At 64.1% G+C, this 11,846-nt stretch carries 11 protein-coding genes; 1 reads left to right on the top strand and 10 read right to left on the bottom strand.

The features are described 5' to 3' along the window. Positions 1–3: 3 nt before the first annotated feature. The 3 genes from K288_RS0100450 to K288_RS0100440 form a co-directional block, all read right to left on the bottom strand. Complete coding sequence (locus K288_RS0100450; protein ID WP_027577817.1) at positions 4–198, bottom strand: hypothetical protein; 195 nt, start codon at positions 196–198, stop codon at positions 4–6. A gap of 215 nt (positions 199–413) precedes the next feature. Further along, the gene (locus K288_RS0100445; RefSeq protein ID WP_244442996.1) at positions 414–1,649 is read right to left on the bottom strand and encodes an acyltransferase; all 1,236 of its coding nucleotides are present in this window, start codon (positions 1,647–1,649) and stop codon (positions 414–416) included. A gap of 70 nt (positions 1,650–1,719) precedes the next feature. Next, positions 1,720–3,333 (bottom strand): acyl-CoA synthetase, encoded by a 1,614-nt coding sequence (locus K288_RS0100440; protein WP_027577815.1) that lies wholly within the window; start codon positions 3,331–3,333, stop codon positions 1,720–1,722. A gap of 186 nt (positions 3,334–3,519) precedes the next feature. Between K288_RS0100440 and K288_RS0100435 the strand changes: the two genes are divergently transcribed. Beyond that, positions 3,520–4,731, top strand: a complete 1,212-nt coding sequence (locus K288_RS0100435) for an ABC transporter substrate-binding protein (protein ID WP_027577814.1) — start codon at positions 3,520–3,522, stop codon at positions 4,729–4,731. Positions 4,732–4,957: 226 nt separating this feature from the next. Here K288_RS0100435 and K288_RS0100430 read toward each other — a convergent pair whose 3' ends face one another. The 7 genes from K288_RS0100430 to ccoP all read right to left on the bottom strand — a co-directional run bounded on the left by K288_RS0100430 (position 4,958) and on the right by ccoP (position 11,842). After that, positions 4,958–5,812, bottom strand: a complete 855-nt coding sequence (locus K288_RS0100430) for a 3-hydroxybutyryl-CoA dehydrogenase (protein ID WP_027577813.1) — start codon at positions 5,810–5,812, stop codon at positions 4,958–4,960. Positions 5,813–5,991: 179 nt separating this feature from the next. Further along, a complete protein-coding gene (locus K288_RS44135; RefSeq protein ID WP_051334273.1) occupies positions 5,992–6,444 on the bottom strand; it encodes a hypothetical protein in 453 nt (150 codons plus the stop codon). Between the two features lie 68 nt (positions 6,445–6,512). Then, positions 6,513–6,707 carry a cbb3-type cytochrome oxidase assembly protein CcoS gene (ccoS, locus tag K288_RS0100420; RefSeq protein WP_027577812.1) on the bottom strand — a complete coding sequence of 65 codons (195 nt, stop codon included), beginning with the start codon at positions 6,705–6,707 and terminating at the stop codon, positions 6,513–6,515. Beyond that, on the bottom strand, positions 6,707–8,899 hold the full coding sequence (locus K288_RS0100415; RefSeq protein WP_027577811.1) for a cation-translocating P-type ATPase: 2,193 nt from the start codon (positions 8,897–8,899) through the stop codon (positions 6,707–6,709). Before K288_RS0100415 ends, ccoS begins: the two co-directional genes overlap by 1 nt. A gap of 9 nt (positions 8,900–8,908) precedes the next feature. After that, positions 8,909–9,409 carry a FixH family protein gene (locus K288_RS0100410; RefSeq protein WP_027577810.1) on the bottom strand — a complete coding sequence of 167 codons (501 nt, stop codon included), beginning with the start codon at positions 9,407–9,409 and terminating at the stop codon, positions 8,909–8,911. 17 nt (positions 9,410–9,426) lie between these two features. Beyond that, positions 9,427–10,890, bottom strand: a complete 1,464-nt coding sequence (ccoG, locus tag K288_RS0100405) for a cytochrome c oxidase accessory protein CcoG (protein ID WP_027577809.1) — start codon at positions 10,888–10,890, stop codon at positions 9,427–9,429. An 82-nt stretch (positions 10,891–10,972) separates the two neighbouring features. Next, positions 10,973–11,842, bottom strand: coding sequence for a cytochrome-c oxidase, cbb3-type subunit III (ccoP, locus tag K288_RS0100400; protein WP_027577808.1), 870 nt, complete (start codon positions 11,840–11,842; stop codon positions 10,973–10,975). Positions 11,843–11,846: the final 4 nt, after the last annotated feature.

The following is an 11,846-nucleotide window of genomic DNA, read 5'->3' as shown; positions in this document are numbered from 1 at the left end:
TGGCTATTTTCTGAACACCTGCTTCGACGGGGCGTCGAACCTGGCGACGGGCCGATCCATCTGCCAGAGCTCCACATCGTGGCTGTCGACAAGACGCTCGGCGGATTTGATGGCCGAGTCGTCATCGACGCAATCTATCCGAACCACTCCAATCGATCGGCCGTGCAGCCCAACGATGTATGCATGATAGACCGTCATCTTGGCCTCCAAGCAGCGCGAACACCGCGCAGGTGAATTTGCCGGCCCCGACGCTCAAAGCGGAGAATCATCTTCTGTCCTTATCGCCACGGCGCGACCGAACGCTTGTCCGGAAGGTGAATGGCAAGGCGTGTAAATTCCATGGTGGCCGCCTTGTCTTTTTATAAAGGCCCCATAAGGCCGTCCGGCCCAGATCGGCCCCTCCCGACCACGGGTCAGATCATGCGCGCGACGAGCGGAATTCTGCGTAGCAAGATGGTCGCGCCCCAACTGATGAACAGCGTGCCGAGAAAGACGATCGCGAATTTGGCGAACACCGGCAACGCCGGCTCGTAGACGAGATATTGGAGCCAGATCAGCGGGACGAAATGCACGAGATAGATGCCGTAGGCTGAAGGCCGCATCGCATCGAGGAACCGAAACCGTGATTGCGCAAAGCGCAGGAACAGCGCGGGCACTGTGAAGGTCATCGCCGCGTTGAACATCGCAAAGGCCAGGCCGTAGGCGGTGTGCCACCACAGCGGCGGTGAACGGAAATCCGGCAGCACGCTGTGATGGACATAGACCAGGAGCAGGATGACACCGTAGAACGCGAGCCCACAAGTGAGCCACAGCATCCAGCGCTTCGCCAGCTCCCCATCCTCCGCCAGTATCCCGCCTCGCAGGCTGATGGCGCCGACCGCGACGCCGGTGAAGAAGTAGCCGGTGTAAAGCAGGATGCGGCTGGTCTGGATCGGCAGCGGGTAATGGCCGGGCACAAACCAGGCGGCATCGCCGAACTCCAGCCGCAGCGGCAGATAGATCACGATCGAGAAAATCAGGAACGTGGCGAAGGCCGCCATCGGCCGCTGACGGAAGCCGTCGACGAGCCGCCCGAGCGCAGGGATCGCGCGCGGTGCCACGGCCCAAATCAATGCGGCGATCGCGTTCAGCGCAAGCAGCACCCACAGGAACCAGGCCGACCCCGACGACCACGGGCCGACCGTAACCATGTGCCGGTAGAACTGCGGGAAACTAAGCTCCGTCACATGGTAGCGGTAGTAAGCGATCGGCATCAGCACGAAGATCGACACCAGATATGGGATGCCCAGCCGCCACGCGCGGCTGCCGAGGAAGTTCGCCGGCCCCCTGCGCGCCAGGCTGTCGTGAACGAAGAGGCCCGAGATGAAGAACATGCAGGCCATGAAGAAGCTGTCGTTGAACAGCGCGATCAGATCGAAGCCGAGCCATCGCATCCGGTCGCCGCCAATGCCGAAATAGGTGTAGTTGATCACGCCGTGGTACAGCACCACCAGGAAGGTGATGAAGGTGCGCGCGCGATCGAGCGGAACAACGCGTGTCCCGGTCCCCGCGGCCAGCTCGGCGCCGTCGGATTTCTTGAGCATCGGCCCCTGCGTGTCGCAATGGTGCTTCGTCGCTGCCGCGGTATACCACGGCTGTGACACAACCATATACGGTCGCCCAAGGAAATCCGATCAGCTATGGCGTCGTGAGCCGTTCATGCGCGCTTGAATCGGCTGCTCAGCCCACGAAGTTTTTCTGAATCGCACGATCGAGTGTTTCGCTGCCAAGGAAACGCGTCCGCAATTCCCGCTTCAGCAGCTTGCCGCTCGGGTTCTTGGGCAGGCTGTCGACGAAGATCACACGCTTCGGCACCTTGAAATGCGCCATCTGGCCGGCGCAATGCCTGATGACGGTCTCCTCATCCAGCGTTTCGCCGCTCTTGACCACCACGATCGCGGTCACCGCCTCGATCCAGCGCGGATCCGGCAGGCCGACCACCGCGACTTCGGAGACCGCCGGCAGCCGATAGACCATCTCCTCGACCTCGCGGCTCGCGACATTCTCGCCGCCGGTCTTGATCATGTCCTTGACGCGGTCGACCACGGTGACGTGCCCCTCCTCGTCAACGGTTGCAAGATCGCCGCTGTGGAACCAGCCGCCGGCAAAGGCGGCCTCCGTCTTGGCGGGATCGTTGTAGTAGCCGGACAACAGATGTGGCGAGCGATGCACGATCTCGCCGACCTCGCCGACCTTGACGTCCTCCATGTCGGCGTTCACCACGCGCGTCTCGACATTGAGCGCGGGCTTGCCCGCCGATCCCGCCTTGCGCAACTGATCCTCGGGCTTCAGCACGGTCGCGAGCGGCGCGATCTCGGTCTGGCCGTAGAAGTTCCAGAACTTGACGCCCGGCAGGCGCCGCTGCAATTCGAGCAGCACTTCCACCGGCATGATGGATGCGCCGTAATAGCCCTTTTGCAGGCTCGACAGGTCGGTCTTGTCGAAGGCCGGCGAGCGCAGCATCGCGATCCAGATCGTCGGCGGCGCAAAGAAGGCGTTGATCCTGTGCGCCGCGATCAGCGAGAGGATGTGATCCGGCACCGGCTTGCCGGTGATCACGTTGGTCGCGCCGAGATAGATGCCGGGACCGAGGAAGACGTCGAGCTGCGCGCAGTGATAGAGCGGCAGCGCGTGCAGGATGGTGTCCTCCGCCGCCATGCCGCCGTCGATGATGCAGCTCACATATTGCCACATCACCGCTTCATGGGTGAGGACGGCGCCCTTGGGCAGCGACTCAGTGCCGCTGGTATAGATGATCTGCGCGATGTCGCGGCTGTCGACGGAAGCCTCGAGCGGCAAGCCGTCGGCAGCAAGCAGGTCCGCAAAGGTCGTGATGTCCCTCGGCGGCTCGGCGGCATCCTCGCCCGGGAGCCAGATCAGTTTCTCGACCTTCGTGCCCTTGGCGGTTGCGGCGCGGCCGGCGTCGACGAGATCGGGACCGACGGCGAGCAGCCGGGCGCCGGAGTTGGCGAGGATGAAATTGATCTCGTCCGGGTTCAGCATGAAATTGATCGGCACCAGGATCGCGCCGATCTTGGCGAGCGCAAAGCGCAGCGCGGCAAAAGCGTGCGAGTTGCGCGACAGCACCGCGACGCGGTCGCCCTTCTTCATCCCGAGACCACCGAGGCCGCGGCCAAGGCGGTTGCAGATCGCGTCCATCTCCGCATAGGTCCAGCTCACCGCGCCGCAGACCAGCGCGGTCTTGTCGGGATAGCGCCGGGCCGAGCGGCGCAAGAGGTCGCCGATGCTTTGCTCGCGCGCCTTCTGAATGGTCGTGGTGATGTCCGCGGTCATGTTTCCCTCCCTGAACGTCCGCCGTTTCTTCTGGTTCGGACGATGCTTTTTCGTTCTGTTTGCGCCGAACCGGCCGTGCATGCCCCATGCACACGTATTTTGACGCGCCAGATTATCGCAATTGACTCGGATGGAAATCAAAATCTACTTTGTCGGGCAACGATAAAAAACCGGGAGGAAATACCGATGAGACCCATCGCAACGATGTTGTCGGCGGCTGGCCTGTTGTTCACCCTGCTGATCAGCCCTGCTTTCGCACAGCCAGCCGCGACACCGCTGAAGATCGGCGTGCTCACCGATTTCTCGTCGGTCTATTCCGACATCGGCGGCGCGGGGAATGTCGAAGCGACCAAGATGGCGATCGAGGAGTTCGGCGGCACCATGTTTGGCAAGCCCATCGAACTCGCCTCCGCGGACGTGCAGAACAAGCCTGATATCGCGGCCACCATGGCCCGCAAATGGTGGGAGAACGAAGGCGTCGACATGATCATCGATTTGCCGACGTCCGCCACCGCGCTTGCGGTGATGGAATTGTCCAAGCAGTACGAGAAGATCATGATCGTCACGGACGCCGCGAGCTCAGATATCACCGGCAAGTCCTGCGGTCCCTACGTCGCGCACTGGACCTACGACACCTATTCCAACGCCCACACCGTCGGCAGCGCCATCGTCAAGAACGGCGGCGACAGCTGGTTCTTCATCACCGCGGACTATCTGTTCGGCCATTCGATCGAGCGCGACACCGGCGATGTCGTGAAGGCCGCCGGCGGCAAGGTGCTCGGCAGCGTCAAGCATCCGCTCAACACGGCGGATTTCTCCTCTTTCCTGCTGCAGGCGCAGGCGTCAAAGGCCAAGATCATCGGCCTCGCCAATGGCGGCGGCGACACCATCAACACCATCAAGCAGGCCGGCGAATTCGGCATCGTCGCCGGCGGGCAGAATCTGGCGGCAATCGTGATGTTCATCTCCGATGTGCACAGCCTCGGGCTGAAGCTCGCACAGGGGTTGATCGTCACCGAGGCCTACTATTGGGACCTCAACGACAAGACCCGCGCCTTCGGCAAGCGATTCTTCGAGCGCATGAAGCGGATGCCGACGATGAACCAGGCCGCGACCTACAGCGCCACTCTGCACTATCTCAAGGCCGTGCAGGCTGCGGGCACCAAAGACACAAAACCCGTGATGGCCAAGATGCGCGAAATGCCGGTGCGCGACGCCTTCACCGACAACGGCGTGCTGCGCGCGGACGGCCGCATGGTGCACAGCATGTTCCTGTTCGAGGTGAAGAAGCCCGAGGAATCCAAGGTGCCCTGGGACTATTACAAGGTGCTGGCCGAGGTCCCCGGCGACCAGGCCTTCCGCCCGCTGAAGGACGGCGGCTGCGCGCTGGTGAAGTGAAGGCTTCCCTTCTCCCCTTGTGGGAGAAGGTGGCGCGCATGAAATGCGCGACGGATGAGGGGTTCTCTCCGCGGGCGACAGCGCGAGTGGAGAGAACCCCTCACCCCAGCGAGCTCGCTGCAGACACGTGAGCGGCCCTCTCCCACAAGGGGCGAGGGCACATCAATTGGCATCGCGCCCGCGTCTCTCATGTTGCAACGAAGTCGCAGGGTGGGCAAAGCCTGACTCACGCCTTGCCGTAGTCGTAAAAACCCCTGCCGCTCTTGCGGCCGAGATAGCCGGCGTCGACCATCTCCTTGAGCAGCGGCGCTGCGCGATATTTCGGATCGTTGAAGCCGTTGTAGAACACGTCCATCACCGACAGCATGGTGTCGAGCCCGATCAGGTCGGCGAGCGCCAGCGGACCGATCGGGTGGTTGCAGCCGAGCTTCATGCCGGCGTCGATCTCCTCGGCGGTGGCGATCCCTTCCTGCAGCGCGAAGATCGCCTCGTTGATCATCGGGCACAGGATGCGGTTGACCGCGAAGCCGGGGCTGTTCTTGGCTGTGATCGCGACCTTGCCGACGCGCTTCGCAAAAGCTTCCGCCTTGGCCAGCGTATCGTCCGAGGTCTGCAGGCCGCGGATCAGTTCGAGCAGCGCCATCACCGGCACCGGGTTGAAGAAGTGCATGCCGATGAAGCGGTCCGGCCGGTCAGTCGCAGTGGCAAGCTTGGTGATCGAGATCGAAGACGTATTGGTAGCGATCACCGCCCGCGGGTTCAGCGTCGCGCTGAGATCCTTTAGGATCTTGAGCTTCAATTCCTCGTTCTCGGTCGCTGCCTCGATCACGAGATCGCAGGCGGCAAGCTTGGCCTTGTCGGTGGTCGCATTGATGCGTCCGAGCGCGGCGTTCTTGTCGGCCTCGGTCATCTTCTCCTTCTTGACCAGGCGGTCCAGGCTGCTGCCGACGGTTGCCAGCCCGCGCTGCACGGCGGCGTCCGAGATATCGACCATCACCACCTGAAGCCCGGCGGCGGCGCAGATCTGGGCGATGCCGTTGCCCATAGTGCCTGCCCCGATGATGCCAACGGTTTCGATCATTGCTCGTATCCTTCTCGTAAAACGCGCAGGCGTTGCGCCGGCGCACACAGACGATCGCGGCGACCAGCCGGCCGCCGCCCATGCCCATGGTTAGCAGGGCCCCGCCTTCAAGGATACGGTACAGTTTGGCCTGCCGGCACCGCCGGCGCCGGTCCAGTCGGGAAGACGAACGTTCCCGCTCAGCAGCAGCAGGGCCCGCGAAGCTGGAGCTCGGTCTGGTCGGGCTTCGGCTCCGTCCCGAGCGAGTCGATCGTGTAGGTGTTGGCGCAATATTCGCGATGATGCAGGGCCGCGGTTCCGGCCTCGAGCTCGCGGTTGCAGCGGGATTTCTCGATGCAGAGCGCGCACACCCGCCTCATATCATTCAGCGCGCCCGGCTCCGCGCGCTTGATGGCACCTTCGTCGATCCCGAGCGCCTTCAGCATCTGCGGCAATTCGTTGGCACCATGGCGCCCTCGGGCAACCAGCATCTCGAGATCGCTCGGCGCGATCCGGAGGTCATGCGCCACGGAACAGGCCTCGGCGGGGCTGAGATTGCGGATCTCGCCGACATCGCGGAACCGGTCAAGGAAGCCCGTGAGCTTGCCGATCAGCCTGCCCGCGATCGATTCCGTCCGTGCTGTCGATGTCATGGCACCCTCCCGCAGTTTTTCAGCACGCTCACTATCGGCCTGCGCGGGGTCACCGGCATTGCGCCAGATCAAACGCCGTGACGATGGGCCGCCGACGGCTCGCGCCCCTCTGTTGTCGGTATTTCGTCATCGTCGGAGATCGCCCGCCAGGCGGCGCCCTCGAGATCATCGTACTGGCCGTTCTTCAGCGACCACAGGAATCCGAGCAATCCGAACAACCCGAGCAGCAGCGCCAACGGCACCAGGAACGCGATCACTTCCATCACACCTTCTCCTGCCGCACCCGACGTCCGCGCAGCGCGTTCAGCATCACCAGGATCGAGGAGCCCGACATCGCCGCTGCTGCGATCAGCGGCGTCACGAAGCCCAGGATCGCGATCGGCACCGCGAGGAAATTGTAGCCGACCGCGAGATAGAGATTCTGCCGCATCAGCCGCAGCGCCTTGCGCGAATAGTCAACGGCTGCAATGACAGGCGCGAGGCCCTTGCCGAGGAAGACGAGATCCGCGGTCGCCTGGCTCAGATGCGCAGCCGAGATCGGCGACATCGAGACATGCGCCGCCGCAAGCGACGGCGCGTCGTTCAAGCCGTCGCCGACCATCATCACCTTGACGCCCTGCCGCTTCAATTCCTCGATCCGTGCGATCTTGTCAGCCGGCGTCACGCCGGCGCGCCATTCGGCAATACCAAGCGTCTCGGCCGCCGCCCGCACCGCGGGTTCGCGATCTCCCGACAAGATCTCGACCGCAATGCCGCGCCGCTGCAGCGCGGCGACGACTTCTCGCGCGTCCGGCCGCAAGCCTTGGCGAACCGCGAACGCATAGCGTTGTTCGCCGCGCGCAAACGCGACCACCGACGCTTCGGGATCGCGGCGCAGGATCTCCTCGGCGAGGTCCTCCGCGTTGCAGAACGACGGACGGCCGAGCCTGACCTCCTCGCCGCCGAAGCTGCCGCGCACCCCCTGCCCCGGCTCTTCCGTGACGCCGGGCAGCGGCGATTTCGCACCGGCCGCGCGCGACAGCGCCGCAGCGACCGGATGGTGGCTTGCCAGCGCGAGCCGGCCTGCCAGTTCGAACACATCGGCCGGCACGGCCGTAGAATTCACCACGTCGAGTTCGGGCAACGTGAGCGTTCCCGTCTTGTCGAAGATGACGTGACCAACCTCGGCCACGCGCTCGATGGCATCGCCCGAATTGATCAGCACGCCGGCGCGGAACATCGCGCCTGCGGCAATCGTCTGCACCGTCGGGATCGCGAGCCCCAGCGCGCAGGGACAGGTGATGATCAGCACCGCGATCGCGGTGATGATGGAATCGTGCAGGCTCGCGCCGGCGATCAGCCAGCCGATCATGGTCAAGAGCGCGGTCGCATGCACCACCGGCGCATAGAGCCGCGACGCACGGTCGGCGAGCTGCACATAGCGCGAGCGCGCCTGCACGGCGTGATCGAGCAATCGCTGGATGTCCGCCAGCAGTGTGCCTTCGGCCGCCGCCGAGACGCGGATGCGCAACGCACCGGAGATGTTGAGCGAGCCGGCATAGACGTCGCTCCCCGCCTCGACCGCCGCGTGCCGCGTCTCGCCGGTGATCAGGCTCTGGTCGATCTCCGACCGGCCCTCGATCACGGTGCCGTCGACCGCGCAGCGCTCGCCGGGCCGCAGCAGCACCATATCGCCGGCCTTGATCGCCGCGGCCGGCACCACCGAAATCTCGTCAGGTCCAACGAACTTCGTTGCGGTCTCCGCCTTGAGCGCGGCGAGATTGCCGGCGACCGCGCGAGTACGCCGCCGCATGTTCTGGTCGAGATAGCGCCCGACCAGGAGGAAAGTGAGCAGCATGATCGCCGCATCGAAATAAGCATGCTCGGCATGTCCGATGGTCTCGACGATGGACATGGCAAGAGCGAGGATCACGCCGATGCTGATCGGCACGTCCATGTTGACATTGCCCGTGCGCAGCGCGTTGAACGCCGAGCGGAAGAATGGCTGGCCGGCATAGGCGGCTGCCGGCAGCGCGATCAGCGCCGACATCCAGTGGAAGAAATCGCGCTGTTCCGGCAGCATGTCGCTGACATTGCCGGACCATACCGGGATCGACAGCATCATCACGTTCATGGTCGCGAACGCCGCAACGCCGAGGCAGCGCAGCAGGAAGCGCGAATTCTCGACCTCGGCGGCTTCAGCGCTGACCGTCTCGAACGGATAGGCCTTGTAGCCGAGCTCGGCGAGCCGATCGATGAAGCGCGCCGGGTCGAGCGCGCCCTCTTTCCACTCCAACGCCACGCGTCGGTCGGTGAGATTGACGCGCGCCAGCGTCACATCGGGAATCGCTGAAAGCCCGCGCTCGATCTTCGACATGCAGCCGGCACAGCTCACGCCCTCGACCGCGAGGTCGATATGCGCCAGCCCGGAGCCGAGATGTTTGACGTAGTGCGAAAAGTCCCGTGTCGCCTGCATCGCGCCCTCTTAATTCAGCATCACGCGGTTCCTTGACAGGAACACGCGCCGCCCCTGAGCCTCGCTTTCCAGCACGAGGTCCCATTGCCCTGGACCGATCGCGCTGCCGTTGCCGCGATAGCGGCCGCCGCCGGCTTCGGACAGCTCGATCGCCTGGTCGGCGCGCCGGTCGGTCGGGCGCTCCAGACGGGAGGTGAATTGCAATCCGGTCAACGGCCTGCCGTTGCCGTCGCGCGCTTCGACTTCGAGCGCCGTGCCGCCATTGGCGTCGCGCGCCAGATGTGCATCGACCTTCCAGTTGCGGGCGTCCTGGTCGCGCGCCGCCGCGATTTCCTTCTCATAGGCAAGGCTCGCCGCGTAGGCGCTGTCGACGTCAGTGCCGGGCAACGTGAGTGTGGCCAGCTTCATCATGGTGAAGTTGACGCCGATCACCACCCCGAAGAACGCCACCAGCATGGCAAGCACCTTGCCCCCGGTCAGCGGCTTCGGCGATGCACTGGCTCTGCTCATGACGGCTCCACTTCCTGTTACGGCGCGACGAAATTGTCGGTGGCGGAGGCGACTTCGCCGAGGCCGATATCGGTGACGCGGAATTTCACCGGGATCGACTTCTCGGGATTCCGGTCGGAAGGCGCGGTGACAAGCACCCGCAGTTCGGTGGTGCCGTCGCGCCCAAGCACGATCATGGGACGGTCGGGCGTGATCGAGTCGCCGCCGACGACATGAAGCTTGGCATCCTGCGGGCCGTCGATGTCGATCGCCACCACGCGATCGAAGCCGCGCTTGTTGAGGAAGCGCACCGTATAGGCGTTGCGGATCGAGCCGTCGCTGAGCTTGACCGCGACCGGGTTGCGGTCGTGCAGCACGTTGATGTCGAGCAGCGAACGCGTCGCGAGCGTATAGACCATGATGCCGCCGACCAGCGCGATCATGGCGGTATAGATGATGGTGCGCGGCCGCACGATGCGGTAGATCGGCGGCTTGCCTTCGATCCGGCGCTGGATGTTGATGTCGTTGTCGTAGCTGATCAGCCGCGTCGGCCGGCCGATCTTCTTCATCACGGTATCGCAGGCGTCGATGCACAGTCCGCACTGGATGCAGTCGAGCTGCGGCCCGTTACGGATATCGATGCCGGTCGGGCAGACCGCGACGCATTGATAGCAATCGACGCAGTCGCCGGCGTGCTGGCCGAGCGAGCGCAGCTCGTTCGCCTTCTTCACCGACATCCGCTTTTCGCCGCGGTCGTAGCGATAGGTGACGTTGAGCGCCCATTCATCCGTCAGCGCCGCCTGGATGCGCGGCCACGGGCACATATAGACGCAGACCTGCTCGCGCATGAAGCCGGCGAGCAGATAGGTCGTCGCGGTCAGGATCGCGATCCAGATATAGGCGATCGCCGGCGCCTGGAAGGTGACGAGCTCTTTGACGAGCGTCGGCGCGTCCGTGAAATAGAGCACCCAGGCGCCGCCGGTCCACCAGGCGATCATCAGCCAGATCGAATGCTTGAGCACGAGCTCGGAGATGCGCTCCAGCGTCCAGCGATGCGCGGAGGCATCCTTCTTCATCCGCTCGCGCCGGTCGCCCTCGACCAACCGCTCGACCGCGTAGAACAGGTCGGTCCAGACCGTCTGCGGACAGAGATAGCCGCACCAGATGCGGCCGCCGACCGAGTTCATCAGAAACAGCGTGATCGCGGCGAGGATCAGCAGGCCAGTGAAGTAATAGACTTCCTGCGGCCACAACTCGATAAAGAAGAAATAGAAGCGGCTGTTCGGCAGGTCGATCAGCACCGCCTGGTCGGGCGCGCCGAGCCCGCGATTCCAGCGCACGAAAGGCAGGAAATAATAGACGCCGAGGCAGAACGCCATCAGGCCCCATTTGATCCGGCGGAAGGTCCCGGAGACCTTCTGCGGGTAGACCTTCTTGCGGGCCGCATAAAGCGGCCCGACGTCTTCGACTTGATCGGGGTCTATCTGGACGATCTTGTTCATGGGCCGGGATTCTTCTGGCATCGTGGGAGGAGAGGCTAACCCCTCCCCCCGTGCCTTAGTTGATCCAGCGCAAACAGGCGGCCTATTTGCCACCGCCCAGCGTATGCACATAGACCGCAAGCGCCTTGATGGTGGACGGATCGAGCCGGCCGACCCATGCCGGCATCACGCCGCCACGGCCGTTGGTGATGGTCTCGATCACGGTGGCCTCATCAGAGCCGTAAAGCCAGATCTTGTCGGTGAGATCGGGCGCACCGAGTTCCTTGTTGCCCTTGCCGTTCTCGCCGTGGCAGCTCGAACAATTGTCCGCGAACAGCTTGGCGCCGGCGGCCGCATTGTAGCCCTGGCTCGCCGGCAGGCCCGAGAGCGAACGGACATAGTTGGCGACCGTGACGATCTCGTCCTTCTTCAGGATGCCGTCCTTGCCGAAGGCAAGCATCGCGCCCTCATGCGCCTTGGCGTTGCCGGAGCGCGCGCCAAACTGGATGGTCTGTTGAATCTGCTCGAGCGAGCCGCCCCACAGCCAGTCGTCGTCGTTCAGGTTCGGAAAGCCCTTGGCGCCGGCGCCGCCCGAGCCGTGGCACGGCGCGCAATTGTCACCGAAAGCCGCCTTGCCGCGGGCGCGCGCGAGCGCCAGCAACGCCGGATCCTTCTCGATGTCTTCCAGCGACGCCGCGCCGAGCGCGACCATCTTGTCGCCGCGGATCTTCTCGAGATTGGCCAGCTCGACGCCGACGTCGGCACGCGACGAATACTTGATCAGCCCGGTCGTGTTGCTCCACAACAGCGGCCACGCCGGGTACACCACCCAGTAGCCGATCGCCCAGATGATGGTGGCGTAGAAGGTCAGCACCCACCAGCGCGGCAGCGGCGTGTTGAGTTCCTTGATGCCGTCCCACTGGTGACCGGTCGTGGTCTTGCCGGAAACGTGGTCGAGTTCGGTTTCAGCCATGGTC

It is taken from the genome of Bradyrhizobium sp. Ai1a-2 (assembly GCF_000426245.1).
GTDB lineage: Bacteria > Pseudomonadota > Alphaproteobacteria > Rhizobiales > Xanthobacteraceae > Bradyrhizobium.
The sequence above is the reverse complement of the archived record's forward strand: the minus strand, read 5'-3'. Positions and strand labels throughout refer to the sequence as shown.

Bases quoted from the DNA above. Each gene is read 5' to 3' on its own strand.
- K288_RS0100450 (WP_027577817.1), bottom strand. From the start codon at position 198: ATGACGGTCTATCATGCATACATCGTTGGGCTGCACGGCCGATCGATT.
- K288_RS0100445 (WP_244442996.1), bottom strand. From the start codon at position 1,649: ATGGTTGTGTCACAGCCGTGGTATACCGCGGCAGCGACGAAGCACCAT.
- K288_RS0100440 (WP_027577815.1), bottom strand. From the start codon at position 3,333: ATGACCGCGGACATCACCACGACCATTCAGAAGGCGCGCGAGCAAAGC.
- K288_RS0100435 (WP_027577814.1), top strand. From the start codon at position 3,520: ATGAGACCCATCGCAACGATGTTGTCGGCGGCTGGCCTGTTGTTCACC.
- K288_RS0100430 (WP_027577813.1), bottom strand. From the start codon at position 5,812: ATGATCGAAACCGTTGGCATCATCGGGGCAGGCACTATGGGCAACGGC.
- K288_RS44135 (WP_051334273.1), bottom strand. From the start codon at position 6,444: ATGACATCGACAGCACGGACGGAATCGATCGCGGGCAGGCTGATCGGC.
- ccoS (WP_027577812.1), bottom strand. From the start codon at position 6,707: ATGGAAGTGATCGCGTTCCTGGTGCCGTTGGCGCTGCTGCTCGGGTTG.
- K288_RS0100415 (WP_027577811.1), bottom strand. From the start codon at position 8,899: ATGCAGGCGACACGGGACTTTTCGCACTACGTCAAACATCTCGGCTCC.
- K288_RS0100410 (WP_027577810.1), bottom strand. From the start codon at position 9,409: ATGAGCAGAGCCAGTGCATCGCCGAAGCCGCTGACCGGGGGCAAGGTG.
- ccoG (WP_027577809.1), bottom strand. From the start codon at position 10,890: ATGAACAAGATCGTCCAGATAGACCCCGATCAAGTCGAAGACGTCGGG.
- ccoP (WP_027577808.1), bottom strand. From the start codon at position 11,842: ATGGCTGAAACCGAACTCGACCACGTTTCCGGCAAGACCACGACCGGT.